The organism is Actinobaculum suis, assembly GCF_900102025.1.
Classification (GTDB): Bacteria; Actinomycetota; Actinomycetes; order Actinomycetales; family Actinomycetaceae; genus Actinobaculum; species Actinobaculum suis.
This window is the reverse complement of sequence record NZ_FNAU01000002.1, coordinates 189473-215814: the sequence shown is the minus strand read 5'-3', so window position 1 is coordinate 215814 and position 26342 is coordinate 189473. Positions and strand designations below refer to the sequence as shown.

The window sequence follows — 26342 nt, the reverse complement described above, 5'->3', positions numbered from 1 at the left end:
CACCTGTGGATAACCACGAAGGGTAATGCGGCTTCCCCGCAGGGCCCGTTTTAGTGGCAGCAGTTCCCGGCGTGCTTAGTATCTGCCGGCATAGATTCCCGGAAGTGTACGACGGCGTTGGCGTGCTACGCCGGCGGCGCACTACACCGTTACCGGGCAGCGTCGTTACCGAGCGACGTCGTTACCGAGCGACGTCGTTCCCGGGCGGCGTCGTTGGTGTACGCGGTTCTGCCGGGCACAGCGCTTAAGCGAGCTGAGGTAGTTCGGTGAGGGGCTGTTCGGGTTCTGGGCGTAGCACCTTGTAGACCTCCCAAATCATGGAGATGATCGGGATTACGAGGATCGCTCCGAGGATGCCGGCCACCAAGGTAGCGCCGGTAACGGCCACGGCGATTACTACCGGGTGGAGGGAAACTTGGCGGCCCATAATAATCGGTTGCAGGATGTGGCCTTCAATTTGGCCGATGAGCGCAACCCCGATGAGTACCACGAGGGCAATAATCGGTCCCTTGGTGGCCAGGGCTACCAGGGCGGCAACGATCATCGCCAGCGGAGCGCCAACGAGGGGGATGAAAGCACCAATGAAAACGAGGACGGCGAGCGGGGCTGCCAGGGGCACCCCGCAAATGAGGAGCAAGATGAGCGCCATAACGCCGTCGCACACGCCGATAATAATGGTGCCGCGCGCATAACCGGAGAAAGTGTTCCAGCCGGCGCTAGCTGCCGCATGGGTGCGGTGGCGGGCGTCTGCGGGCAGGAGGTTTACGAACCACAACCACATCTTTTTGCCGCTGGCCATGAAGAAGATGGCGCAGAAAATTGCCAGTGCCAGGATCGAAAAGCCGAGGACCACCGAGGAAGCTTGGGAGAGCGCGCTGGAGGCGATAGTGCCGGCATTGCTTTGGAGCCATGCGATTCCGCGGTCGATCAGCTCGCCCATTTCTTGGTAGAGCTCTTCTGCGCTTCGGTCGATCGGGAGGGGGCCGTTGGCGAGCCACTCAAGAATGCCTCGCAGGCCGCGGCTCATTTGTACGGCGAGCATATCCCACTGGTTGATTACCGAATCCACGATCCAGGTGATCGCGCCCAGGAAAATCGCCACGAAACCCACCAGGGAAACCCCGGTGGCCACCCCGCGCGGCATCACGCGGGATAGGCCAGACACGACCGGATTGAGCAAAGCCGTAATCACGCCCGCAAAGAACACGGCTATGAGCACCCACTGCACGGCCGCCGCCATATGGAAAATTCCCCAAATAGCAATAAAGACGCCGATGAGCAGCCATGCCGATACACCCCAGGAAACGAGCGTACGGTTCACCCCGCGCGGCAAAAACTCCACTTCCGGGCGCGCTTGCGCAGGCTGTGGCGCAGAATGTAGCGCTGGTTGCGCTGCGGACTGTGCCGCGGGTGCGGGGCTTCCGGGATCTCGCACGGATTCTTGCGCGGGATCTTGCGCGGGGGCAAGGCCCTCCGGCGTGCCGCTTTCCGCGGTCGTGCGCGCTTTACTTTTTTCCGCGATTACCTCGCGTAGCTTGGCTATAAATCGCAAGGTGCATCCTCTCTGTGGGCGGCTACTTGCCTCGGGCGGCCACTTGTTCCGATTTTTCGGTTACCTCGCAATCCTACGGGCTGGCGACGCCGGCGTCGCGCGCCGTCTCGCGCGGGGCGTGCCGTGTTTGCCGAGGTGCTGGGCCGTCTCGCGCGGGGCGCGCCGTGTTTGCCGAGGTGCTGGGCCGTCTGGCTCCGAGTGTGCCGGCCGGGCGCGGGCTGTCGGGTTAGCGGCGTCGGCGGCGTTCTCCGCGCCGCGTGATTTCGGAGGGCATGGAAGCGAGCGCCACCGCAATTGACACGAAAACGAGCCCTGCGAACTGGCCGAGGTTAGGGATTTGGCGCAAGGTGATAATGCCGGCGACCATCGAGGTGGCAGGCAAGAGCGAGGCGAGGAGGGCGAAAGTGGAGGCGGGCAGGGCACCCAAAATAATCTGTTCCACCGTGAACGGCACCACGGAAGACATTAGGGCAACCAAAACTAGGGTGCCGAAAACCTTCCAGTCGGAAAGAAGCGGGCCGGCGCCGGGTGCACCGATGGGCGCGTAGACGATAGCGGCAACCGCCATGCCGATGGCGAGGCGGTCGATCCCGTTACCTTGGGCGGCGCCGCGCCGGCCCAACACGATGTAGAGCGCCCAGAAAACCGCGGCGGCAAGGGCGAAACCCACGCCCGTACGTACCTGCGGGTCGGATAGGTCAACGCCCGCCCAAGAAATTGAGAACACACCGGCTATAGCAAAAAGCGCGCCCGCCCAGCTCTTCCAGCCGCGTCCGCCCAGCACGGCCACTGCTACCGGCCCCAAATATTCGAGAGCAACACCCGTCCCCAACGGGATATGTTCAATGGCACAGTAAAAAGTCATGTTCATGGCGCCCAAGGCCAGCCCAAATACCGCGGCCCCGCCGATAAGCCGCCAATCCAGCCGGCCGTCGCGGCGTTTCGGGAAAGGCCGGCGCCACAGCAATAAAACCAGCGCCGAAATCGTGATCCGCCCCCAAGCTACGGAAAGCGAACTTGCCGTAGCGAAAAGCAAAACGGCCAGGCCGGCGCCAATATATTCCACCAGGCCTTCGCCCAAAAACATGGCCGGCGCCCACTTGGCTAGGCGGGAGCGGTGCGGCGGTTGCGCGCCCGCAGCGTTTCCGGCGCTGGCGCTACCTGCGCCGGTTCCTTCCGGGCCGGGTGCTGGCTGGTGCTGTGACGTGGCAGATTCGCGTGCCTCCATGCCTGCCTAACTTCCCTCTTTCTTGCAGTTTTCGGATTGTCTCAGTACTAGTTCCTGGTTTTGTTTCGCGGCGCGGGCGCGGTTTTGCCGGAGCGAATTTCCGTACTGGGAACGAGCTGCCGTGGCCCGGGCTTACGCCGTCTTACGCTACACGATGCCCACGGCGTGGAACATGGTAGCGATCGCGAGCATTACCACCAGGCATAAACCGGTAGTAATGAGCACCGCATCGCGCGCGAGGGCCACGTCAGACTGGTAGCGATGCGCGTACACGAACACATTATTAGCGGTCGGGAAAGCCCCCACAATAGTAATCGAAAGCAAGGTATGGCCGGTCACGCCCATTGCCCAGCCGAGCAGGAATACGGTAAGCGGCCCCAAGATACAGCGCATGAAAACCGCCAAAATCAGCGCCCAGGATTCGCGGTCGAATTTCGGCACGCGTGCCCCGCGGATCGAAATCCCCATGGCAATCAAAATAATGGGCACATTTGCTTGGCCTAACATATTTGCGGGTGCGGCGATCACCGCCGGCACTTGCCAGCCGGCCAGGGAAAACACCAGCCCGCACAGTACTGCCAGCAAGAGCGGGTTACGTAGCCGGGAAATCACCGTATGCCACAGTCCGCGGCCCGGTTGCCCGGTTTGCCGGTCCAAAATCGCGAAGAAAACGGGCACCAGCACGCCGATCTGGAACAGCAAAATCGGTGCGGCCGTAGAAGCATCTTGGGTAATGGCTACCAGGAGCGCGATCCCCAAGTTGCCAACGTTCGTGTAGCACGCGGCAAGGGTGCCAATGGTCAGTTTGGTGCCGCGGATGCCCAACACGTACCGCCCCAAAGCCCAGTACAGGATCGCAATAAGGCTCGCCGAAAGCACGTTCGCCAGGGAGCCGCGACTAAAGAAGGCCGCTGGTTCGGATTCAGCCACCGTCATAAATAGCAGTGCGGGGAGGGTGGAGTTGAAGGCGATCTGGGTGAGGGTCCTATCGGTTCCGGGTGCGACGACGCCGGCCCGCGCCAGCAGGTAACCGGCGAGAATGCAAAAAATGATGACCCAGAAGGAGAGGAGTACGCTAGCCATAACGCTCTTATTGTAAGGCGTTATGGCTGCGCCTTCATACTTTTAGGGCGGCCTTTTAAGGTTGCCTTTACGGTTGCCTTTTGGCCACGGCTTCATACCTGCAGAGCCGGCAGACCCTGGTAGGTAGCCGGCAGACCCTAGTAAGTAATATTGGCTCGCAAAGCGCGGTGGGTGGAGATATCCAATAGCGCACTTTCGGCATGGCGTACTTGCCCGCCGGTCACCAAAATGTGGTCTTCTTGCTCGGTGGGTACCAGCGCGGGCATGGTGGGAGCCTTCGCGGCGCCGCTAAAACCGCTCCGCCGCAAAGCCGCGCGAGCGCGCGTTATCGGCATGGCCAGATCGCCGAGGATCACCCGCGGCAGGTTTTCTAGGCCGCGGGCTTGCGCAAAGCGGTGCAAGGCGGCGTCCATGGTTTGCAATTGCAACTCTCGCAAACTGGGAAGCGGGCTCAGTTCGGCAGTGGCCACGAGTACCGGCCGGCCCGGCGTATTAATCTGGGCGAGGATCGCATACCGAGGTTTTTCCGCGCCCAAACCGAGCTTGCCTCGCAGCGCCCCAAACCAGTTGCCCCGCGGATTGCGAGCCGGGAGCTCGATTACGTCCCGCGCGCCCAGCGGATAGCGCGAAGCCAAAGCGATACCGCGCGAGTTACCGTGCTTGCCAGCTTTGCACCAGCGTCGGCGTATCGGGCACGCACATTCGGGCACAAAAATAACTTCCTGGTAGTCACCGGCAGCCAGAATTGTGGCAAGGAAAGGTTGGCCGGCGGCGCGTTCCCGCACGCCTTGTAAAGCGAGCACATCTGGATCACATGCGGCAAGTACTTGGGAGGCGCGCTCAATGCGGCTGGCCTGCCATTCCACGCTGGTATAGCCACCGCGCGGTTTGCGTGTAGGGTGGCCGTCATTTAGCTGTGCGGTTACCACATGAATGCTTGCCATATGCCCTCGCCCCCGATTTCCGGTTGTTGCGGTTGGTTTCCGCTCCCGCGCCGGAGCCGCTTTCGCCACCGCTTTGACCTGGTAATTTGTTTTACCACGCGGCTCAATCCTAGCGGTTCGCGCGCCGCGCCGGCGGGGCGCCACGGTAGCGGCGGGCACTGCGGAGGCAGCAGCGAGCACTGTGGAGGCCGCAGCGGGCGCCGCGTTAGCAGCGCGCCGCCCGGGCGCAGCTGCTGTGGGCGCGGGCGCCCCTCCCACTGCGGGCGCCACTCCCACTGCGGGCGCCACTCCCACTGCGGATTCCGCAGTTTGGGCGAGAACCGTGCGAGATGTTGCTATTGCCGGCCATATTGGTGTTGCCCGCAACTGATTCCGGCGTTCCTTCTTATTTTCGGGCAGAGCGTGCCTCCCGTGCTCCTTCTTCAAGCTACCTACCTGCTACGCGTTTCTAGAATCCTGAGGATCTGCCGGCCCCCTTTGTGCCCGCAGATTCCGGCCCGCACTGGTTCCGGGAAGTATCCGGCCTGGTCAGTTCCGGCAGCGCCACGCCAGGCCCCTACGTACCGCCCGCGTTCGCGCCAGGTAGTGGATAGAGCGGCTTCTCTACTGCTCCACCTCACCACTATCTTTAACCTTAAAGGAAAGTGCTACAGAGTTCATGCAGTATCGCTGTCCGGTCGGAGTTTGTGGCGCATCTGCAAAAACGTGACCAAGATGCGAGCCACATTGCGCACACAGCACTTCTGTTCGCGGATAGCCGAGCACATAATCCACCCGCGTGGTCACCGCGTCAGTATCTGCCGGATCATAAAAACTTGGCCAGCCACACCCGGATTCAAATTTGGTATCCGAGCGGAACAGTTCCGCTCCGCAGGCCTTGCACGAGTAGATACCCTCGCGGTTTTCTGCGAGCAGCTCCCCCGTAAACGGACGTTCCGTGCCAGCCTGGCGCAGTACTTGGAACTCTGCGGGCGTGAGCACCTGCGCCCACTCTTCCTCAGTTTGCGGGAGCATCTTTTTGCGAGTTTGCACCATTTTTCGATTCCTTTTTGTCCTTTTTGTGGTTTGCGGTAGCGGATTTAGAATTCTTCGCTTCTTCAGGCTTGTTTTTCTCAGAGTTATCTTTCTCAGAGTTGCTTTTCTGAGAGTTGTTTTTCTCTGGGTTGGTTTTCTCTGGGTTGTTTTTCTCAGGCCTATTTGCAGACTGAGCGGCCTGCGGTTCCACAATTGTAGAACCTGCACCGGGCGCCGTAGCCGCAGCTGCGTTGGCGCGGGCGGCAGCGCGTTCACGTTCTGCCAACACGGCCGGCCCGGGCCCGGTCAATTCCCGCCCGCGGCTCTCGTTGCGTGCCGAACCGGTAAACAGCGAAGCTTCGTGGCCGGGTTTTACGGGCTCGCGCGCCCCGGTAACCGGCTTTTCTCCCGGCGCATAGGCCTTCGGCATTTGCCGCTCGGCGATCGGAATCCGCTTCGGCGCGGCCGCCATAATTTCCGCGGGCCGCATTATCCGGGTTTCCGCCGTCGTCGTACTTCGAGTAAAGCTCCGCCGCGGTTCTGCTTGCCGGGTAGTGCCCTGCCTGCGCGCGCGGTCACTTTGTTTCCCTGCGGGTTTCGCCTTTTTGCCGCGCTGCCGGCGCCGTTCGCGCGCTTGGCGGGCCCGGTTTCGATTCGCCTGACGCAGGCGTTGGCGTTGCTCCGTATCCTCCATATCCGAGCCCAAACCAATATCCATGGTTGCTGGATCGGCGGCGGTGGCGTCGTCGAGCGTATCGCCACGCAGTTTCCAAATCTTGCGGTGCCAGGAAGCATCGAGGGCTTCCTCCCCACTATCGGTAACGCTCGCGCTGCTCCCCTCCCCCGCATCGGCGTCAGTACCGGCCTCTTCCGCATCCACAAAAGCGGTTTCTTTATCGGTGCTGAGGTCGTACACGTGCGGGCGGCGGGTGGTGGCGCGCATGACCCCCGGTTCGGTTTCGGTTTCCGTTTCTGCTTCGCCGGTTCCTGCCGGAAGCTCTCGGGGAGAGACGACGGAGATGCGCTGGCGCGGCATGGATTCGGGCGAATAATCCTGCAACCAGCGCAACATTTGCTCGCGCACATAAAACTGCAGGTCAAACATTTCCCCCACGCTATCTGCGGAAACCTGCATGGCGACCCGCACGATCCCGTTATCAACGCTCTTTACCTGCAGCACTCCGGTCTCCCCATTCCACAGGTCCGTAGATTCCAAAATTGCGTCCAGCTCCGCGCGCAGATCGGCGATCGGCACCCGCCAGTCCAGGTCGAATTCCACGGTGCCCGTCATTTCGGGCACGCGCCGCGTCCAATTCTCGAAGGTCGTGGTAGTCATCTCCGAGGAGGGCACAATGAGGCGCCGGCCGTTCCACACCTTGAGCACCACGTAAGTGAGCGTGATTTCCTCAACCGTCGCGTTCGTGTTTTTCCACACAATATAGTCATTGACGCGCAAGGAATCAGAGAACGCGAGTTGTAACCCCGCAAACACGTTCCCAAGTGCGGACTGGGCAGCAATACCAGCGACCACCGAAATCAGCCCCGCCGAAGCAAGTAGCGAGGCACCCACCGCGCGCGCCGTCGGGAAAGTGAGCAAGGCCGCCGAAACCGCGATCACCACGATAATCACGTTGACCAGCCGGCGCAGGATCTGCAACTGGGTTTGGGTGCGCCGGTAGCGGGTTTCCGCCATTTCTTTGACGAGTTCCAGGTAGCCGCGCGAAAAACCATTCACGGCCCCCACTGCCAACCAACCCATGCTCAAAATCAGCAGGATCTGCAAAATATGGAGCAGACCATCGTAATAGCCCGGCAGTTCCGCAGGGCTCAACCCTTGCCCATAAACCCGCAAGGCCAACCACGCGCCCAGGAAAGAAAGCAGCGCGAAGGTGGGTACGCGAATCCCGCGCACGGTTGCCACGAGCGCGCGGTTGCGGCGCACGACGCCGGCCAACACCGCTACCGTAATCACGGCCACCACTAGACCCGCGAAAGCACCAAGCAGGATCATGCCCACCACTTGGCCTAGCTCTACCGTGTTTTCCACCGCGTTCGCCGCGGCCTCTTCCAGATTGGCGGGGCTGGGCGAACTACTCGGATCGGGCAGTGCGGGATCTGGGGTGGGTGGAGGCGTTTCCTCCCCGGAAGCTCGGGCGAGGCCAGCCACCAGAAGCGGGGCAAAGGCAAGGGCAGAAAGCATGCTTCTATCGTAAGCGGCGCGAGAGATTTGCGAGCGTGCCGCTGCGCTCATGATTGCTGAGGGCGATAAGGCTTGTGGAGAAGGCACTAATCCGCGAAAAAGCAGGTTTTTAGAACCGTGACGCACGGCACGCCGTTTTGATTTGCGTAAACGCCAATTCATTCGTAAGCTATACCTCGTTCCCTTGACGGGAAACTTGCGGAAAGAAACGCAAGGGCCCCCATCGTCTAGTGGCCTAGGACGCCGGACTTTCACTCCGGTAACACGGGTTCGAATCCCGTTGGGGGTACGGTGAACAATTTTGCGGTTAGCTCCGTGAGATTTACTGGATGCCGATCCTTTCGATCGGATCTCTGGTAAACTTCGCGGAGGAATATGGAAGATTGTTTCCCTTCTGGCCCTGTAGCGCAGTTGGTTAGCGCGCCGCCCTGTCACGGCGGAGGTCGCGGGTTCAAGTCCCGTCAGGGTCGCGATGAAAATCCCGGGAAACCGGGTTTTTATCTATCTGGCTCTGTAGCTCAGTTGGGAGAGCGTTCGACTGAAAATCGAAAGGTCACCGGATCGACGCCGGTCGGAGCCACGAAATAAATACCCTTCCCAGAACAGGAAGTTCCGAGCACTAGCTCGAAACACCTAGGCATCTTGTTCTTCGGGAAGGGTTTTTGCATACCTGGCCGCCCGCTCGGCACGCCCGCGGTGTATTGGCCACTGTTTCCTAGATAGAAATCCAGCCCGTCTCCAACCTAATGGTTGAAGCGGGCTGAACGATTACCTACATGATGCCACGACCCCCAGAATCCGCTCACACCAGTGGCGCCACGCCTGCTCGAAGCGCCTGCTCGAAGCGCCTGCTCGAAGCGCCTGCTCGAAGCGCCCGATCAGAGCACCCGTGGCGGCCTTCTACCGCGCATGCACAACGGCCACCCGCACAGGCATGCGCCTATCGGTGCGTGTATCGATACACAATGTCACCAACCTTGCATATAGGCCTTTAGTCCTGTAACGTGAGTTGCGTTAGCAGTGGCGATGCACGTACGGAAAGACGCAATGAGCGCGACGATGCGTGCACGGCTTTGAAGGTGGTAGTCGATTTCTAGCTAAATAAAACAGGAAAAATACACGCAACCGTCATTGTGCTTACATGCAACTGACATACGCGTCATGCAAAAAACGACGGACTGTCTTGCGTATTTATCAAGCAATTTTACTCGTTCTATCTTTAAGTCTTTTGGAGTATGTTAGAGCTATATGTTCTAACCCCTGCCAATGTCGCTACGGAGTTAGAGATAGTAAAACAAATACAATTTTAAGGAGTAGCAATGTCGCGCACCTATGTGGTAACTGGTTCTGGGTCCGGTATTGGCAAGAAAACCGCCGAACTCCTTCGCGAACGTGGTGACAAAGTTGTAGGTATTGATCTTAAGGGCGGCGAGATCGAGGCTGATCTTTCCACCCCGGAAGGCCGGGAGGCGGCTGCTGCCAAGGCGATCGAGCTTTCTGACGGCAAGATTGATGCCATTATTGCTTGCGCCGGTATTTCCGCCCCGATCCCGAAGACGGTTTCCATCAACTTCTTCGGCGTCGTGGAACTGATTGCGAAGCTGCGCCCAACTCTCGCAAAGTCGGAGGCGCCGCGTATTTCCGTCGTCTCCTCCATGGCAACCCTGCAAACTGTTTCTCCGGAAATGGTTGAGGCCATGCTGGCTGGCGATGAAGCTAAGGCACTCGAAATTGCCGCGAGCTTCCTGGATGAAAACGATCAGATGGCCGGCTACATCGCCTACCCGTCTTCTAAGCGTGCGCTTTCGCGCTGGGTGCGCCGCGTCTGCATCACCGATGAGTACGCGGGTGCTGGCATCGCCGTCAACGCGGTGGCACCTGCCGCCGTGCTCACGCCGATGACGAAGGGCCTGGTAGATACGGAAGAAGGCCGGGCACTGTTGGCTAAGTCCACCCCGATGCCGCTCAACGGCTTCCAGCCAGCCGAGACCATTGCGAATGCGCTCATCTGGCTCACCGAAGAAAGCAACACGCACTGCACCGGCCAAACGATTTACGTGGACGGCGGTTGCGATGCGTCCCTGCGCGGGGACGATATCTGGAGCTGGAACGACTAGCGGCGCTACTCGCTAGCATCCGCTGGTTGCTAGGCGTGGCAACCGGATGCCAGGCGCGGCCACGGCTCTCGCTAGCATCTGGTTGGCAGCACAGCCACGGCGGCCCGCGGCCTCCTAGCCGCGGGTGCTCTCCTGCCGGGCATCAGAAAATTTCATATGAACCATGAGGTGGGTGCCGGCGCAGAGGTTGCGGCGGTGTCTAGTCCGCAGCCTCGGCTAGTGGCGGTTCTCCTTTCCCGCCCAGCCCACTCACCCTTCCGGCATCGCTTCCGGCGATGCGCCCGGGCCCCGCAGATGTTGGTGCGAGTTTCTGCGGGGCCCGGATTGCTTAAGTCTTTGGCCGAGCTGGATCGCCCGCATGGTTCGCTCCACGGCCGCAGCTAAATTTGCGGGGCCGTTTGCGAGAGCTTCCTCCAAAGTACAAACCTCTGCCACGATCGGCACCAGCGCCGCGAACAAAGGATTCCCGCCTTGCAGATCCGAGGAAATCTTGCCGGCAAAAGCCAACACTGGCAAGTAGCGATCTTGTTCTTGCGCGAGCTGCTGTGCCAGGCGCGCAATCCCCGCCAAGGTTTTCCCCATCAAAGTTTGCGCATCAATACTTCCCTCACCGGTGAGTATCACGTCTGCCTCGCGCACATGCCGGCGCAGCTGGACGGCGTCGATCACCACCTCGATTCCGGAACGCAACTGCGCGCCCAGGAAAGCCCGGAAGGCGAAACCGAGCCCGCCGGCAGCTCCGGAACCGGGCTCGTTGGCGGCCTGCTCTTGCCCGCTCACCTGCGCAAAGTTCGCGAGCGCGGCATCAAGGAAAGCCACATCGGCCGGGGTGGCACCCTTTTGCGGGCCGTAAATCGCGGCCGCTCCGCGCGGCCCGGTGAGCGGGTTGTCCACATCGCAAGCCACGGTGATTTGTGTTTGCGCGAGGCGCGGGTCTAGGCCGGTTCCATCCACGCGGACCAGGCGCGCCAAAGATTCCGGAGTGGCTGGAAGTGCGGCGGGAAGCGCGGCGGGAAGTGCGGCGGCATTTGCGGTGGCCTGTTCGGGCGCGATAGTTTGCTCGGGTGCTGTATAGAACTTCATGCCGAGGGCGGCGAGCATCCCGGCCCCGCCGTCGGTAGTTACCGAACCGCCGAGGCCAATAATTAGTTCGCGGGCACCGGTATCGAGCGCGGCTTTGATTAGCTCGCCAACACCTGCGGTGTGCATGTGGCGCGGGCGGCGGGCGGCGGGCGTGACCTTACTAATTCCGGCAGCTTCCGCGATTTCTAGGACGGCGCGGTGGCCGTCGCTGGCGAAGCTAGCCGTGGTGGGTTGGCCGAGCGGATCTGTTACTGAGACTTCTCGCAGCGGCATTTGCAAGGCTTGGGCCATGGCGGCGGTGAAGCCCTCCCCGCCGTCGGCCACCGGGATTTCCACGCAAGTGGCCTGCGGAAACACGCGCGCCACGCCCTGCGCCATGGCGCGGGCGGCCTGCCCGGCCGTCATCGATTCTTTGAAACTATCGGGAACACACAGAATTTTCATCGGCTTCCTTACCCCTGCCTCTCGTAGCCTAGCCCGGCTACTCTTTTCGCCGGCTGGTCTTCGCGCCCTAACCTCACCCTCGCCTTTGCTAGTAACTTACCGGGAACCCCACTTCCCCACCTCCATCGAGCATCAAACACCCCGCCACAAACACCCCACTCCACTAATGCATTGCTTCACACTTCGAGCGCTTTAGAGCGCTGGAGTGAATTTTTCTGTATGCTCAACTCTGTCGGTCAGGAAGGCCGGCTCGCGGTAAGCGTTCTACTGCCGAAAACGGCACCGCCCCGCACTAGGAAAACCAAGAAAGGTCTATCGCCATGAAGAAGCTCCTCGCGCTCCTTGCTAGCGCCCTAATGGTCACGTCGTTGTCCGCTTGCGGGTCCAATGACGATCACCAGGCGGCGGGCGATACCTCCGCGGCCTCCGGTGCAAAGCAAACCTTCACGGTAGGGTTCGACGCCGATTTCCCGCCCTACGGTTACCAAGAAGACGGCGAGTACGTAGGCTTCGATCTTGATCTGGCCGCGGAAGTTGCCAAACGGCAGGGTTGGGAGCTCGTCAAGCAGCCTATCGATTGGGATTCGAAGGATATGGAACTCGATTCGGGCACGATCGATTGCTTGTGGAATGGCTTTTCCACCACCGGCCGGGAAGGTAATTACACTTTCTCCGAGCCCTATGTAGATAATGCGATCGTCTACGTGGTGAAGGCTGATTCGGGAATCAACACTCCGGCTGATCTGGCTGGTAAGAACGTGGTTGTGCAAGCGGATTCCTCCGGCCTTTCCGCGCTCAAGACGGATGACGGTAAGAAGGTTGCCGATACTTTCGGTTCGCTCACGGAAGTGCCCGAATACAATTCGGCTTTCATGAATTTGGAATCCGGCGCAGCTGATGTGGTGGTCGTGGATACTGGCGTGGCCGATTTCCAGATCGAATCGCGCGCCCCGGGTACTTTCAAGGTGCTCGATGAAAACCTGGTAGACGACTACTACGCGGTGGGCTTCAAGCTCGGCAACACGGAACTGCGCGATAAGGTGCAAGAATCTCTCGACGAAATCTACGCCGACGGCACCTTCATGGAGCTGGCCAAGAAGTACGGCCTCGAAAACTCCGTCATCACCAAGTAAACAGTAGCCAACTTATGGCAAGCTAATACCGTGTGGCCCAGGCATTCTCACCGCGCCTGGGCCACACGGCCCGGCCACACCGGCTCGGCCACACCGGCTCGGCCGCACCGGCTCGGCCACACCGGCTCGGCCACACCGGCTCGGCCGCACCAGCTCGGCAACCGGCCAACCCGTGCCCAGCTTCCGAGAATCCGGCATACTTTTCTTGCTGGCCCCGGCCGCATCAGCCCAGCTACACCGGCCCCGACCGCACCGCGCCCGGTAGCCGGCGTCGTACGAAAAACTTTGCAAACCGCCCTGAACGGTTCCACCCTGAACGGTTATCCACATGTTAGAGATTTTCCAACAGTTGGCGGACGGCATGGTCCGCACTTTCATTATTTTTGCCCTCACCCTGATTTTTTCCATGCCGCTCGGGTTGTTGGTGTATGCCGGGCGCGTTTCGCGGATTAGGCCGCTGGCGTGGCTGGTGCAGTTCTATATTTCGGTGATGCGCGGAACGCCGCTGATTTTGCAGCTCATGGTGGTCTATTTTGGCCCCTACTATATTTTCGGAATGAAAATTACCGCTTCCTACCGTTTCTACGCGGTAATTATTGCTTTCGCGCTGAACTATGCGGCCTATTTCGCGGAGATTTACCGCGGCGGTTTCCAGTCGATCCCGAACGGGCAGCGGGAAGCAGCTTTCGTGCTCGGCTATTCGCGCCGCCGCACGTTCTTCTCGATCCTGCTACCGCAAATGTTCCGCCGCGTAATGCCTTCGATTACGAACGAAGTGATCACTTTGGTGAAAGACACTTCCCTCGCCTTCGCCATCGCCTACGCGGAAATGTTTACGGTAGCGAAACAGCTTGCCGCCGCCAGCGCCTCGATGACCCCATTCATCGCCGCCGGCCTCTACTATTACGTCTTCAACCTGGTGGTTTCTTTCGTTATGGAACGCCTGGAAAAGCGCCTCGGCGCCTACACGATTTAGTATTCTTCACGACGACGCCGCACGGGGGTTCTTATGGCAGCTTTAGAAATTATTGGCATGGAAAAAGCTTTCGGGTCTAACCAGGTACTCAAAGGCATCAACCTGAAAGTACAAGAAGGGGAAGTGCTAGCAATTCTGGGCCCTTCCGGTTCGGGAAAGTCAACACTGTTGCGCTGCGCCACCTTCTTGGAAGAAATGGACAGCGGGGAGATCCGCTATTTTGGGGAAACGGCTTTGCGCCGGGAAAACGGCGTGAAAACTTCCCGCGGGGATGAACGGCAATTCCGGCACGAGTTTGGGCTCGTGTTCCAGAATTTCAACCTTTTCCCGCACTGGACGGTAATGCGCAACCTGATGGATTCCCCGGTACGCGTGCAAAAACGCCCGGCCGCGCAGGTGCGTAGCGAATGCGAAGAACTTTTGGCACGCATGGGGATGTCCGAAAAAGCCGATGCTTACCCGGGAGAACTTTCTGGTGGGCAGCAGCAACGGATTGCGATCGCGCGGGCTTTGGCGCGCAATCCCCGCATGCTTTACTTCGACGAACCCACTTCCGCGCTCGATCCGGAACTGACCGGGGAAATTTTGGCGATTATTCGCAAATTGGCCAGCGAAAAAATGACGATGGTGATCGTTACCCACGAAATGGATTTCGCGGCCGAAGTAGCAGACCGCGCCCTATTTATTGACGACGGCACAGTTTTGGAAGAAGGCCCAGCCCGCCAGCTCATCGAACAGCCCGAAGCCGAACGCACGCGCCGCTTCCTCAAAAAACTCCGCGGCGAATAGGCGCGTGGCGGCGCGGGCCGGCGCGAGCCGGCGCGAGTCTATGCCGTAGCAGCTGCGGGTTTTGCGGCGGCGGATTTTGCGGCAGCGGATTCCTGCTCGAAAATGAAAGCATTTGCCGCAAGATATTGTGCCGTGGTGAGGCTACGCGGGTCTTCGGGGTCTATATATTCTTTCTGGGCGCGATGCGTGAGTAGCCATTCCTCCACATCGCCCTGCAACCACACGGCCGATTCAATCTGCCCATTCGGAACCACTCCGTGCGGCTGTGGAAACTCGGAGGCACGGCTCGTGGCCCACTTCCGCACTGCCTGCCGAGAAACCCCATAGGTCTCACCTATTGCCGAGGTATTTACCAGGTCTGGCAGTAAACGTTCAACATGGATTGGAGGCGTAACTGTACGCACAAATGCGTAGGCTTCCTTAACTGCTTGCACTGCAGAGATACCTTCCGCGTATACGGAAATGATCCCCTGGGAGTCTCTAGTGCCGCACAGGTAAGTAAAGTTGTCAGGCGCACGTTCAAAAGCGTCTGTCTGTGCATCGTTGTATATATCCATCCCGCTTACAGAAAACTCAAAAAAATATCCGGGGGCGGCCATCGTATTGCTCCTCGTTCGTGGTACCTGCATACACAATATCGGCAAAGTTTACGATCGACAACTACTGCCCGTTGTTCGATAAGCGCAGGCAAAGACCTTTCTTGGAGAGAAATCCTGTAAGGATCTCATAGATCATGCCGCGCGCTGTTTCCTGATCGCCTCAATGAATGGGTGATGAACTGACGAGCTACGTTCAGCCGTGTCGAGAATCTCTTGTTTGACCACAGTCAGCATCGCAGGCGGCAAATCGGGGACTTCATCGGACTGAGGCTCACGGGCGAGGAAATAAGAGATCAGATCCCTGTGCGGAAGATCGGCTCGTTTACTTCCCTTAGGCCTACGTTTCCAAGACTTTTGCCAAACTTTTTCTTTGTGTGAATACTCAGCAAGATCAAATGCATCGAGTGATCCGTACGTGCCCCACACGCAGTCGATTACCTTTTTAATGTAGCCACCAGGCTCCTCGCGTTCTGTTTCCCAAGGCGCGAACCGCGAGGACAAAACATCCTGGTCAACCTCTTTGAGTCCAGCATGAGCGGTGAGCAGATCCCCTACAACAGGGCCGTGCTGCATGGCGTAAAACCGCTCGCTAAATAATGGTTCGCCGGTAAGGTGCGCATACCAACCGAAAGCATAGAAACACAACTTTTCGAGCTTAGTGGCTTCAATTTTCCCGCCAGCGCGGTCAACAAACTGTGTAGAAACGTCAAATACGCTTAGCACGATTTTCTCCCCTCCTAACCACGACAACACAGGACAAGGCCGCGCCCGTTACTGTGACGTGCGCACCCGCACTGTAACGTATCTGGGCTCGACCCCCGGAAAGTGCACACGGTGGTCGGCCCCATAGGCCAGCTCATCCTTAAAAGTCGATGCTCGTTCATGGCACGAATAGCATTGCGAATACTCTGTCTCAATCGGCCCGCAGCAGACGGAACACACCTTAACTTGTGAAAACAGCGCTCCCTCAGAAAAGGAAAACCCTCTCCGAATTGTTCTCGCGTGATAGCCAACGAGAGCCACCAACCACTGCTCGAGATCATGACTATTCACGAAGGCACCTACAGAGACGCAAGGTCAGAAATGTTGAAAGTTGCCATCTCCATCGCAATGGATACCGATTCTTCGACACTGTAGGCAACACGAGCTAAAACGCTAGGATCATCAACCAGCTTGCGACCCCAGGACGTGTTTTCATATACCGATCTCGAAACAACCAATGGGCGCCCGTGTGCCGCAGCCTGCTTCGCTTGATGCCGAGTTCCCGATTTTTCCTTTGCTGAGATGATGATTGTGGCATTCGCGTAGGCCGACATGACGGCATTACGCATAGGGAAAGAGAACTTTGTCGGAGCGGAACCGGGCCAGAACTGTGAAAGGACTAAGCCACTATCTTCAATCGCATGCTGAAGCCGACGGTTCTCTGCCGGATAGTAATGATCGATACCATTGCCGATCACCGCAACCGTACGTCCCCCGCAAGCAAGTGCCTCAGAATGCGCAGCATCGTCTATACCCTTCGCCAAACCACTGACGACGGTTCCACCTTTGCTAACGACGAGTCGGGACATCTCCCGCGCCGCCTCGATTGACGCCCGTCCCGCCTCGCGCGAGCCAACAATGCAGATGCCGTGATCGGGTTGGGCAAGTTTGCCACGAACGAAGATCACCGGAGGGAAGTCATGCACCTCCCGCAGCTGCTGGGGATAATCGGGATCAAGCCAAGAAAGTGGGCGTTCACCAGCGGCAATCCATTGCTCAACATCCCGAACAGCACTGGTATGGATACGTTCGGAGTCAGGTTCTTCAGCAAGAATCAGGCTCGGCAAATCGCCATCGATTAACCGTTGCCTCAATGCCATCTGCGACTTTTGAAAAGATCCATAACGCAGGAGGGCTACCAAGGCGACAAGTTCCTCAGACATAGACATCTCGTCTCCCACCTTTCGTGCCCTCATCCTACCCATACCTCCCCAAACCACCACCTAAATTAGAAATGCATTACGGCCTGCGAGTTATGTGGGAGCAAGGTTCGGGAAGCGTGATCAATATGTCCTCGATTGGCGGGTTAATTGCCGGGCCCAGCCCGATCACTCCGTATGTGGCTTCCAAGTTCGGCATTACCGGTATTTCGCGCCTCGCCGCGCAAGAATCGGCACCCCACGGCGTGCGGGTCAATTCGGTACACCCCTCGCCGGCCGATACAGACATGATCTCCTACCTGGAGAAAGAAAGCGATACGCCGCGAGATCAAATGGCGGCAGGCATCCCACTGGGCCGCTATGCCACGCCCGAAGAAGTAGCTAACGTGGTGCTTTTCCTCGCCTCGGATGCTTCTTCCTTCGTTACCGGTTCCGAATATCGGGTCGACGGCGGCATGCTCGCCTAAAGGCGCACCCGCCCAGTAAAAGGCGCACCTGCCCAGTAAACAGCCCCGGGCCTTATCGCAACTGTGGCCGGCCGCGGAAAACACTCCGCGCCCGGCCTTAGCCGTATCCAGCGCACAAAACTCACCTTTACCGCAGCAAATAAAGGCCTTGGACGAAACTCGAAAGCAACCGCGGCGCCGCCCGACTACACTGCTACTGTCGCCGGTAACCCAAACGGGCCGCGGTACAACCGGTTCGCGGCCCAGCCAGACCGCGGCACAAACGGTTCGCGGCCCAACCGGTTCGCGGCACAGCCAGGCCGTGGCTCAGGCAGGGCAGAAGCCCACCCGGGCATACGCCTAACCAGGCCGCGGCACAGCCAAACCGCGGCACAGTCAAACCGTGGCACAGTCAAACCGCCGCCACGCACCGGCACGGGCACGGGCACGGGCGTAAGGTTCGAAGTTTTTGTGAGGATGGAGCAATGATGCAGGTACCTGCTTCCGCGGATGCGGTTCCAGATTCTGTGGATACGGTTCCAGAGGCCCAATTTTCCCCGGGTTCTCTCATCATTGCGCGGTCTGAGCGGTGGATTGTGCAGCGCGTGCAACGGGCCCGCGGCGGTGCCTGGCGTTTGGAAGCGCGCGGGGTTTCCGATTACGTGCGCGATCAGGAAGTAGTTTTCTTCACCGACCTCGAACAGGTCACGCCTATCGACCCGCATGACGTCAATATCCGCGCCGATAATTCCCCGCATTTCCGCCGCACGCGCCTCGCCGTCGAATCTGCTTTGCGGCAAATCCCGGTTCCCCTCGATGAACGCTCCTTCACGGTGGCGGACCGGATGCTTGCCGATCCGCTCGATTACCAGCTCGCGGCCGTGGAAAAAATTCTCGATTCGGATTCGATCCGCCCTCGTATTTTGTTGGCCGACGCCGTGGGCCTGGGGAAGACGATCGAGATCGGCATGATCCTGGGCGAGCTGATTGCACGCGGGCGCGGGGAACGAATTATCGTGGTGACCCCGAAACACATGATGGAACAAACCCAGCAAGAACTGTGGGCCAGGTTTGCGATCCCGCTGGTGCGGCTCGATTCTGCGGGAATTCAGCGGGTGCGGCAAAAACTGCCTGCCTCCCGTAACCCTTTCACTTACTATCCGCGCGTAATCGTTTCTATCGACACTTTGAAATCCCCGCGCTACCGCGCCCAGCTGGGCAAAGTGCGCTGGGATGCCGCCGTGATCGACGAAATCCACAATGCTTCCAATCCGGGCACCCAAAACAACCAGCTGGCCCGCCTCATCGCCTCCCGCACGGACGCCCTTATCCTCGCCTCCGCCACCCCGCACAATGGTGACCCGCGTTCCTTCACCGAAATTCTTTCCATGCTCGATTCCATGGTGGTACTCCCAAACGGTTCCATCCAAGTGGAAGAAGCCAGCAAGCTGATCGTGCGCCGGCATCGCAATAGCCCGGAAGTGGCCCGTGAGGTCGGCTCGCGCTGGGCGCCGCGCTCCGAACCGCGTAATATCCTCGTCCCCGCTTCTCCGGAAGAAAACGCCGTGTTGCGCGAACTTTCCGAACGCTGGCTGCCCGCTTCACGCGCCACTTCCACTGCCGACGTCGCCGCGCCCGCTGAAGCTAGCCCCACCGCGGGCACCGCTACTTCCACTGCTGGCGCCGCTGCCCCCGCTGAATCTAGCCCCACCGCGGGCACCGCTACTTCCACTGCCGACGACGCCGCCGCGCCCGCTTCACGTACTGGTTCTCGCAGCAGCGGTATTTCCGGGGTGGAAAAGCTTTTCCCGTGGACATTGTTTAAGGCCGCGCTGTCTTCTCCGGCCGCGCTCATCGAAACGGTGGACAATCGCCGCAAGGCCGCCCAGGATCCGGAAGAACGCCAAGCCTTGGCAGATTTGCGCGCTGTGGCGGAACAGGTAACGCCGGATAAGTCCGCGAAGTTGCAACGGCTCATTACTTATCTGGAAGAGATCGGGGTGGGCCGCGGCAAAGAAACCCGGGCCGTGGTCTTTTCGGAACGTAACGCTACCTTGCGGTGGATCCAAGAAAATCTGGAAAAGCAGCTCAAGTTAGGGAAAGGCGCCGTGGAGATCATGCACGGCGGGCTTTCTGATGAAGAGCAAATGCGGATTATTGACGATTTCAAACGCGCCGATTCGCCCATCCGCGTGCTCGTGACCGGCGATATTGCTTCCGAGGGCGTGAATTTGCACCTGCGCTGCCACGATCTGATTCATTTCGACGTGCCGTGGTCGCTGATTCGCATCCAGCAGCGCAATGGGCGCATCGACCGTTATGGCCAGCTCGAATCCCCGCGCATCGCCGCCCTCCTGCTCGATCCTGCAGATGATTCCCTGGCCGGCGAACTACGCGTTTTTGAAAGGCTTATCGAACGCGAACACGAAGCCACGCGCGTGCTTGGCGATGCGTCCCTGCTCATGGGGAAAACTTCGGTCGAGGCCGAAGAAAAAGAAATACGGCAGGTCCTGGCCGGAGAAGTAGACCTGGATGAGGCCGTACCCGATCCGGAACAGGCCGTGGCCAAAGCCTGCGAAACCGTGGGTACTACCACGCAGGACCCCGATGTTTTCCTGCTGTCTTTGCTGCGCCCCGAAGACCGCCCGCAAGCGCCCGCGCCCGCACCCGCCACGCCCGCCACGCCCACGCCCACCGCACCCACTGCCGCCCCGCAACCGGCCACTGCCACCGCGCAACCAGCCGCCGCTCAACCTGCCACTGCCGCCTCGCCCGCGCCCGCCGCGGGGCTAGCCGAGCCAGCGGCGTCGAAATCTTTTGCGCGCCCGGTGCCGCGCAGTTTGTACCGCACGGAAGCCGATTATTTGGTGAGCGCTTTGGAGGAAGGTTTTGACCAGGTTTCCCGCAAGCCGCTCAGCGAGGGCGGGGTGGGGCTGGAGATTCACGCACAGGAGGGCGTTATTTCTTTGACCCCGCCGCGTGATTTGGCTCGGCGTTTAGACTTTTTGCCGCAAGATTATGTGGCTGAGCGCGGGGTGAAAACGAAACTTGCATTGGCTACCCGGCCCGACCGTGCGAATGCTTCTTTGCGGGAGGCGCGGGAAGGTATTTCGCATACCACCTGGCCGGCCGTGCATTATCTGGGGCCTTTGCATCCGGTAACCCAGTGGGCTGCCGATCGGGCTTTGGCGTCCGATGCTTCTACCAAGCCGACGATTACCGCGGCGGTGAGTCCGCAGATTTCGGAACCGTGCGTGCTTTTGGTAGCCACGATTTCGAACCGTTTGGGCCAGGTGGTGGCACGTTCTTTTGTGGCCGCGCAGCATTACGGGGGCACGATGTTCCCGCAAACGATTGCCAATCCGTATTCCTGGTTGCGCGAACACGAGATTTCTGAGGAAGCAGTGAACCCGGGTGAACTTGCACCGGAAGATCTGGCCGGGGCTAAAGAGTTGATCATCCAGGCCGTGCGGAGCGCTGAAACTTTGGCGAATAATACTTTGGAGGCGAACCAGAAAAATGCGCAAAAGCGCTTGGATTCGTGGCGGGCGCGGGCTGATGCTTGGCAAGTTCAACGTGCGGGCCATAGTACGCAGCGCGTGATTCGTACCGCTAAGGAGATCCAGCGCGAACGCGAACTGGCTGATTCTTTACAACCTGACCGGCTCACGGTCCGTCCCCTGCTTCTGCTTTACCCGGAGGTACACCTTGGCTAGCTTTGATTCCTTCGCAAACATCGACGAATGGATTTCCGACTACTACCTCACCACTTCTGATCGCGGGGAAACTTTCGAAAACCTGGTAAATGCCCGCCGTAAGGAGTGGGAAGAGTATCCGGGTAATCCGTGGGAGCGGTTTTCTGCGGTGCGTTCCGAGCTGGCGTTAGTGTTGCCGCAAGTTGAAGAACGGAACGACGCCGTTGCCCACGCCGGTATAAATACCGGCCCGGAAAGCCCGGTACCGGCCGGTGATGCTGAGCAGCCGGGAACGGCGCAGGCTAACCGGTTATTGCGCCGTGCTTTTGGCTATACGGAAACCCAGGAACCGCTTAGGTTTAGCGCACCGGGCCAACTGGTTACCATGCAGGGCAGTTATCGGCATGGCGTTTTGGCGGTAAATTTGCCGTTCTTGGATACTCCGGAAGCTTTGGGCAGTCTGGTTTTGCCGGTGCGGGAAAAAGACAGCCCGCATATTGTTTATCAAGACGTTTTCAAAGCTGTGGGGCAGGCCTTTCTGTCTGATTTGGAACCGGCCTTCGCGGTTTTGTTTGCCGGCCAGTGGGTGGTTTTAGGGGAACGGGAAACTTGGGCGCAGGGCCGATATTTGGCTATCAATGTGGCTTTGGCGGTGGAGCGGCAAGACGAACGCGTGAAAGGCGAATTGCGGCACGTAGTGGCCGCCCTGGCCTTTGAAAACACTTCCCAGGATGCGGAAGGTAATTGCTGGTGGTCGCAGGCGCGGGAGGCCGCGGTGAACCACTCCATGAAAGTTTCGGAGTCTTTGCGCGGGGCGGTACGGGATTCGATTGAGATTATCGGCAATGACGTACTTGACCGCCTCCGTGCCCAACACCGCCCTGCCGCCGGCGCTGCTATCTCCGCTGGCGCTGGTGTCTCCGCCGACGCTACTTCTGCCGGCGCTAATCCTGCCGACGCTACTTCTGCCGACGCTACTTCTGCCGACGCTACTTCTGCCGACGCTACTAGCGCGCTTTCAGGTTCCGTTGGCAGCGCCACTGTGCTTCCAGATCCGGCCAGTGTGGATGGGGATGATTTGGCCCGCCAGGCCCTGCGGTATTTGTACCGGATTTTGTTCTTGCTGTTTGCGGAAGCTTCCCCGGAATTGCAGATTTTGCCAGTGGGCGATCCGGACTATCAGGCCGGGTATAGCCTTTCCCGGTTGCGGGATTTGATTCTGGAGGCACCTGCCTCGGTGGCAGAAGAGCAGGGCACACACTTGTATGATTCCCTGCAAATTCTTTTCCGCCTCGTCAACGAGGGCAATAATTCTTCCCCGGCTAGCCCGGATGATTCCTTGCCGGGTTTGCGATTCGAGGCGCTATCGGCGGATCTGTTTTTGCCTGCGGCTACTCCGCTGATTGATGGGGTCAAGCTTTCTAACCGGGCACTTACGGATGTGCTCACGAATCTATTGCTCACTCCGGAAACGGCCAAACAAGACCGCGGGTTTATTTCTTATGCTTCCCTGGGGGTTTCCGAGCTTGGCCAAGTGTATGAAGGTCTCATGTCTTACCGGGGGTTGGTGGCCGCAGAAGACCTCGTAGAAGTTGCTCCGAATGGGGAAGCCGATAAGGGGTCGTGGCTGGTAAGCCTGGACAAAATCGATGATTTGCCAGAAGAGTCGATTGTTATGTCCACCCAGCGCTCTTCTGCTGGGGAGCTGGTTTCTACCCGGCGGATTCACCGGCGGGGCAGTTTCGTGTTCCGGCAGTCTTCTCGCGATCGGGAACGTTCGGCTTCGTTTTATACCCCGCAGGTGCTCACCGAGTTCACGGTTGGTCAAGCTATTGCGGAACTCCGGGCCGCGGGTACGATCACGCGGGCTGAAGATATTCTTCAGCTTGATATTTGCGAACCAGCCCTCGGGAGCGGGGCCTTCGCCGTGGAGGCGGTACGCCAGCTTGCCACCCTCTATTTAGACCTTCGGCAAGAAGAGTTGGGCGAATCTATTCCGGCGGATTCTTATACGCGCGAACTTCAGCAAGTGAAATCCTATATTGCCTTGCATCAGGTGTATGGGGTGGATTTGAATGCCACCGCGGTAGAGCTTGCCGAAATTTCGCTCTGGTTAGATACGATGACGGCGGGTCTGCAAGCGCCTTGGTTTGGTTTGCGTTTGCGGCGCGGCAACTCTCTAATCGGTGCTTTGCATGCAACATATGCTCCTTCCCAAGTGGCTAGCGGAGCCTATTTGCATGAGCCGGCCAAGCGTTCGCGCCTCACTTTTGGTAGCCCGCAAGAATTAGCCGCTGGCGGTAGTGATGCTGATAGTGGTGCCAGGCTTGATACTGAAGATTTGGTGAGCGGGGATTCGGATACTCAACGCATTTTCCACTTCTTGTTGCCTTCTAAAGGTTGGGGTTCGGCAGTGGAGGCGAAAGGCCTTTCCAAATATGCCGGAGATTCTATTCGGGAGCTGCGCACCTGGCGGCGGAGCGTGCAACGCAAATTCACGGCGAAACAGTTACGCCGCTTAGCTGGGCTTTCGGAGCGGGTGGAGATCCTGTGGAGATTCGCGTTGCGCCGCATAGAAATTGCCGAACAGCAAGTACATCGCGATATTCCCTTGTGGGGCCGCCAAACCCCCACCCACACCCAGGCCGTTTCCCGTGAGCAAATCGAGGCGGAACTTTTTGAAAACACTTCCGGTGCTTATGGGCGGCTCCGGCTGGTTATGGACGCGTGGTGTGCTCTCTGGTTCTGGCCTCTAAACCTTGACGAAACCGCCGCACCTAAGGATGCTGGAACTCTTTTCTCTGTAGTGGGTAACCCGCAGGAAGAGCAGGAAGAGAACAATAGCGGCGCAGCCAACCAGAACGTTCGCCAGCAGTCTGGTTCTCGGGTTCCGGCTCCGCCTTCGGTAGATGAGTGGTTGGATACGCTCGAAGCCATTTTGGGGCAGGCTGATTATGCCCGTAATATCAGGCCAACACAGCTTCGTGACTACCGTGAAGCTGGGCCTGATCTGGTGGCCGGAATGGATTGGGAGGAACTAGCCGCAGCCGAGAGCCTGGCCATTTCTACCGGCGGCGTGCAACTCTCCGTTCCGGAGATTATTGCCGCACATCCGTGGCTGCAAACAGTAGAGTCTATTGCCGCTCAGCAGGGTTTCTTCCACTGGGATCTAGACTTTGCCACTGTTTTTGCGCGCGGCGGTTTTGACCTACAGGTCGGCAACCCGCCCTGGGTGCGGCCTCTTAGCGACGAAGATGGCGTGTTGGCCGAGTTTGATCCTCGGTTCGCTATCTTCAAACGCGCCACTCAAGCTAAGAAGAGAGAATGGCGCGAACCTATTTTGGCAACTCCCGCCGGAAGGAAAGCTTTGGTTGATTCCATGGCTGAAACCGCCGCTACCTCCGCCTATCTTTCTTCCACGCCCGAATACCCGCATCTGGTCAATCAACAACCTGACCTATATCGCGGGTTCATGGAGCGCACTTGGGCCAACCAGGCACCTACTGGCATTGTGTCGCTCATCCATCCCGAATCCCACTTCGGCGAAGTTGGGGCAGCAACACTGCGCCGCGAAGCTTATTTGCGCCTGCGCCGGCATTGGCAGTTCGTCAATGAACTATCCCTATTTGATATACACCACCTGGTTTCCTACGGTGTTCATGTCTACGGGAATCCATTAGAGCTCCCTAGTTTCCTACAAGCCGTATCCCTCTACCACCCGCAAACTGTTGTAGATTCTTTGCGGCATGATGGTTCTGGCCCGGCTCCCGGTATCAAAAATGATGAGAACCAGTGGGATCTGCGCCCCCATCGTGATCGCATCATCCAGGTAGACCAGAACGAACTCCAAGTTTGGCATGATGTCATGGAAGGCCCGGAAACCCCGGTTTTGGATACCCGCATGGTCTATACGGTTAACCGTGATGCCGCCAAGGTTCTCGAAAAACTTGCTCAACAACCCCGGATCAGCAGGCTAGAACTGTACGCTTCTAGTGGTTGGCACGAAAAGAGCGATAAAACCAAGGGCTATTTTGATCGCGGCTGGGCAGTGCCGGATTCTTGGGAAGACGTTATCTTGCAAGGCCCACACCTCGGCATCTCCCTGCCCATACAAAAACAGCCGAACGAGACTCTACGAAACAATCTCGACTGGACAGAAATCGATCTCGAAGCAATTCCGAGCGATTTCATCCCTGCCACCGGGTATCAACCCGATCCGGAAAAGGATTCCTACGCCGCCGACTACGGCACCTGGAAAATCAACGGCACACAGCAACCCGTGCGGTCTTTCTACCGCATTGCCTGGCGAGAATATGTTGGTTCTACAACGGGTGCGCGGACACTCCAGTCTGCAATTATTCCACCCGGGACCGCACACATTCACATCGTTAATTCTGCTGGTCCAGTACGGAACCTTATTGAAGTGTGTGTTGGGGCCCTCTCTTCGTCATTCCTAGTCGATTTTCTGGCTCGTTCTATGGGGCGAGGACACATCAATTTTGAAAACCTCGAAAACCTCCCCCTCGGGGATTCTCCTCTCCTGGATGACGCGGCGCGGATTTATTTGCGGCTCAACTGCTTGACCTCTGCTTATGCCGATCTGTGGGAAACCTGCACGGGTGAACCTTGGACCCCGGAGGTGCCAATCCGGAACGCGGCAGAACGCCGGAAAGCCCAAATTGACATTGATGCGATCGCGGCAATCAATTTCGGAGTCACGGCCGATGAGCTGTGTTCGATTTACCGCACCCAGTTCCCGGTAATGCGAATGCGTTACGACGAAGCTGATTTCTATGACGCTAATGGCCGGCTAGTAGAAAACAACATCGCCCGGGCCGAACGTTCCGCTATAGATAGCGGCGAAGGAGGCACGCTCAGCGAGGAAGCCCGTACCTGGGTGCACCCGCAATCCGGCGTCACTTACGTATTCGAATATCCTTTCCGGGTTTTGGACCGCGAAGCCGATATGCGAAAAGCTTATGAATACTGGCAGGGCGTTGCCACACAGAAAGAAAACAAGGCGGCACGGCAAGAAGATGCGGCGGCACAGCCCGCAAATCTGCTTTCTCCTAAGCCAAACGCGTCTATTAGGCCAAACGAGGATGGTGATCGGTAGC

18 protein-coding genes and 3 tRNA genes are annotated in these 26342 nt (G+C 58.8%); 11 read left to right on the top strand and 10 right to left on the bottom strand.

The annotated features are described in order from the left end of the window. Positions 1-104 precede the first annotated feature (104 nt). Positions 105-248 carry a hypothetical protein gene (locus BLT47_RS09275; RefSeq protein WP_176764470.1) on the top strand — a complete coding sequence of 48 codons (144 nt, stop codon included), beginning with the start codon at positions 105-107 and terminating at the stop codon, positions 246-248. On the opposite strand, the gene BLT47_RS02015 is transcribed toward BLT47_RS09275, so the two are convergent. The 6 genes from BLT47_RS02015 to BLT47_RS01990 form a co-directional block, all read right to left on the bottom strand. After that, entirely contained in the window at positions 245-1552 is a 1308-nt protein-coding gene (locus BLT47_RS02015) for an AI-2E family transporter (protein ID WP_256332496.1), read from the bottom strand. The genes BLT47_RS09275 and BLT47_RS02015 overlap by 4 nt on opposite strands. A gap of 226 nt (positions 1553-1778) precedes the next feature. Continuing rightward, positions 1779-2780 carry an EamA family transporter gene (locus tag BLT47_RS02010; protein ID WP_256332495.1) on the bottom strand — a complete coding sequence of 334 codons (1002 nt, stop codon included), beginning with the start codon at positions 2778-2780 and terminating at the stop codon, positions 1779-1781. Between the two features lie 147 nt (positions 2781-2927). Further along, positions 2928-3863 (bottom strand): AEC family transporter, encoded by a 936-nt coding sequence (locus BLT47_RS02005; protein WP_049620272.1) that lies wholly within the window; start codon positions 3861-3863, stop codon positions 2928-2930. 137 nt (positions 3864-4000) lie between these two features. After that, positions 4001-4807, bottom strand: a complete 807-nt coding sequence (locus tag BLT47_RS02000) for an endonuclease/exonuclease/phosphatase family protein (protein ID WP_143021741.1) — start codon at positions 4805-4807, stop codon at positions 4001-4003. A gap of 603 nt (positions 4808-5410) precedes the next feature. Beyond that, positions 5411-5842, bottom strand: a complete 432-nt coding sequence (gene msrB, locus BLT47_RS01995; RefSeq protein WP_074661065.1) for a peptide-methionine (R)-S-oxide reductase MsrB — start codon at positions 5840-5842, stop codon at positions 5411-5413. After that, on the bottom strand, positions 5805-8021 hold the full coding sequence (locus BLT47_RS01990) for a mechanosensitive ion channel family protein (protein ID WP_176764469.1): 2217 nt from the start codon (positions 8019-8021) through the stop codon (positions 5805-5807). The genes msrB and BLT47_RS01990 overlap by 38 nt, the downstream gene beginning before the upstream one ends. A gap of 216 nt (positions 8022-8237) precedes the next feature. On the opposite strand from BLT47_RS01990, the gene BLT47_RS01985 reads away from it, so the two are divergent. The 4 genes from BLT47_RS01985 (at position 8238) to BLT47_RS01970 (ending at position 10138) form a co-directional block, all read left to right on the top strand. Beyond that, positions 8238-8310, top strand: a tRNA-Glu gene (locus tag BLT47_RS01985). A 107-nt stretch (positions 8311-8417) separates the two neighbouring features. Next, a tRNA-Asp gene (locus BLT47_RS01980) sits at positions 8418-8491 on the top strand. A gap of 37 nt (positions 8492-8528) precedes the next feature. Next, positions 8529-8601, top strand: a tRNA-Phe gene (locus BLT47_RS01975). Between the two features lie 739 nt (positions 8602-9340). Next, on the top strand, positions 9341-10138 hold the full coding sequence (locus tag BLT47_RS01970) for an SDR family oxidoreductase (protein WP_049620268.1): 798 nt from the start codon (positions 9341-9343) through the stop codon (positions 10136-10138). A 249-nt stretch (positions 10139-10387) separates the two neighbouring features. Here BLT47_RS01970 and BLT47_RS01965 read toward each other — a convergent pair whose 3' ends face one another. Continuing rightward, positions 10388-11665, bottom strand: coding sequence for a glycerate kinase (locus BLT47_RS01965; RefSeq protein ID WP_074661060.1), 1278 nt, complete (start codon positions 11663-11665; stop codon positions 10388-10390). Between the two features lie 320 nt (positions 11666-11985). On the opposite strand from BLT47_RS01965, the gene BLT47_RS01960 reads away from it, so the two are divergent. The 3 genes from BLT47_RS01960 (at position 11986) to BLT47_RS01945 (ending at position 14563) form a co-directional block, all read left to right on the top strand. Further along, entirely contained in the window at positions 11986-12798 is an 813-nt protein-coding gene (locus BLT47_RS01960; protein ID WP_074661057.1) for an amino acid ABC transporter substrate-binding protein, read from the top strand. Between the two features lie 328 nt (positions 12799-13126). Next, positions 13127-13774 carry an amino acid ABC transporter permease gene (locus BLT47_RS01950; protein WP_049619748.1) on the top strand — a complete coding sequence of 216 codons (648 nt, stop codon included), beginning with the start codon at positions 13127-13129 and terminating at the stop codon, positions 13772-13774. Positions 13775-13807: 33 nt separating this feature from the next. Beyond that, positions 13808-14563, top strand: a complete 756-nt coding sequence (locus BLT47_RS01945) for an amino acid ABC transporter ATP-binding protein (RefSeq protein WP_074661052.1) — start codon at positions 13808-13810, stop codon at positions 14561-14563. Positions 14564-14601: 38 nt separating this feature from the next. On the opposite strand, the gene BLT47_RS01940 is transcribed toward BLT47_RS01945, so the two are convergent. The 3 genes from BLT47_RS01940 to BLT47_RS01930 form a co-directional block, all read right to left on the bottom strand. Continuing rightward, complete coding sequence (locus BLT47_RS01940; RefSeq protein ID WP_143021740.1) at positions 14602-15120, bottom strand: helix-turn-helix transcriptional regulator; 519 nt, start codon at positions 15118-15120, stop codon at positions 14602-14604. 174 nt (positions 15121-15294) lie between these two features. Next, positions 15295-15885 (bottom strand): Panacea domain-containing protein, encoded by a 591-nt coding sequence (locus BLT47_RS01935; protein ID WP_074661047.1) that lies wholly within the window; start codon positions 15883-15885, stop codon positions 15295-15297. Between the two features lie 338 nt (positions 15886-16223). Continuing rightward, positions 16224-17087, bottom strand: a complete 864-nt coding sequence (locus BLT47_RS01930) for a DNA-processing protein DprA (RefSeq protein WP_176764468.1) — start codon at positions 17085-17087, stop codon at positions 16224-16226. 71 nt (positions 17088-17158) lie between these two features. Between BLT47_RS01930 and BLT47_RS01925 the strand changes: the two genes are divergently transcribed. From BLT47_RS01925 to BLT47_RS01910, 3 genes are all read left to right on the top strand, one after another. After that, on the top strand, positions 17159-17551 hold the full coding sequence (locus BLT47_RS01925; RefSeq protein WP_074661044.1) for an SDR family NAD(P)-dependent oxidoreductase: 393 nt from the start codon (positions 17159-17161) through the stop codon (positions 17549-17551). Positions 17552-18015: 464 nt separating this feature from the next. Next, a complete protein-coding gene (locus BLT47_RS09270) occupies positions 18016-21246 on the top strand; it encodes a DEAD/DEAH box helicase (protein ID WP_074661039.1) in 3231 nt (1076 codons plus the stop codon). Beyond that, entirely contained in the window at positions 21239-26341 is a 5103-nt protein-coding gene (locus BLT47_RS01910; protein WP_074661035.1) for a DNA methyltransferase, read from the top strand. Before BLT47_RS09270 ends, BLT47_RS01910 begins: the two co-directional genes overlap by 8 nt. The last annotated feature ends 1 nt before the right edge of the window (position 26342 follow it).

What these genes read in the sequence shown, in the direction of transcription:
- BLT47_RS02010 (WP_256332495.1), bottom strand. Translation starts at nt 2,780, where the DNA reads ATGGAGGCACGCGAATCTGCCACGTCACAGCACCAGCCAGCACCCGGC.
- BLT47_RS02005 (WP_049620272.1), bottom strand. Translation starts at nt 3,863, where the DNA reads ATGGCTAGCGTACTCCTCTCCTTCTGGGTCATCATTTTTTGCATTCTC.
- BLT47_RS02000 (WP_143021741.1), bottom strand. Translation starts at nt 4,807, where the DNA reads ATGGCAAGCATTCATGTGGTAACCGCACAGCTAAATGACGGCCACCCT.
- msrB (WP_074661065.1), bottom strand. Translation starts at nt 5,842, where the DNA reads ATGGTGCAAACTCGCAAAAAGATGCTCCCGCAAACTGAGGAAGAGTGG.
- BLT47_RS01990 (WP_176764469.1), bottom strand. Translation starts at nt 8,021, where the DNA reads ATGCTTTCTGCCCTTGCCTTTGCCCCGCTTCTGGTGGCTGGCCTCGCC.
- BLT47_RS01970 (WP_049620268.1), top strand. Translation starts at nt 9,341, where the DNA reads ATGTCGCGCACCTATGTGGTAACTGGTTCTGGGTCCGGTATTGGCAAG.
- BLT47_RS01965 (WP_074661060.1), bottom strand. Translation starts at nt 11,665, where the DNA reads ATGAAAATTCTGTGTGTTCCCGATAGTTTCAAAGAATCGATGACGGCC.
- BLT47_RS01960 (WP_074661057.1), top strand. Translation starts at nt 11,986, where the DNA reads ATGAAGAAGCTCCTCGCGCTCCTTGCTAGCGCCCTAATGGTCACGTCG.
- BLT47_RS01950 (WP_049619748.1), top strand. Translation starts at nt 13,127, where the DNA reads ATGTTAGAGATTTTCCAACAGTTGGCGGACGGCATGGTCCGCACTTTC.
- BLT47_RS01945 (WP_074661052.1), top strand. Translation starts at nt 13,808, where the DNA reads ATGGCAGCTTTAGAAATTATTGGCATGGAAAAAGCTTTCGGGTCTAAC.
- BLT47_RS01940 (WP_143021740.1), bottom strand. Translation starts at nt 15,120, where the DNA reads ATGGATATATACAACGATGCACAGACAGACGCTTTTGAACGTGCGCCT.
- BLT47_RS01930 (WP_176764468.1), bottom strand. Translation starts at nt 17,087, where the DNA reads ATGTCTGAGGAACTTGTCGCCTTGGTAGCCCTCCTGCGTTATGGATCT.
- BLT47_RS01925 (WP_074661044.1), top strand. Translation starts at nt 17,159, where the DNA reads ATGCATTACGGCCTGCGAGTTATGTGGGAGCAAGGTTCGGGAAGCGTG.
- BLT47_RS09270 (WP_074661039.1), top strand. Translation starts at nt 18,016, where the DNA reads ATGATGCAGGTACCTGCTTCCGCGGATGCGGTTCCAGATTCTGTGGAT.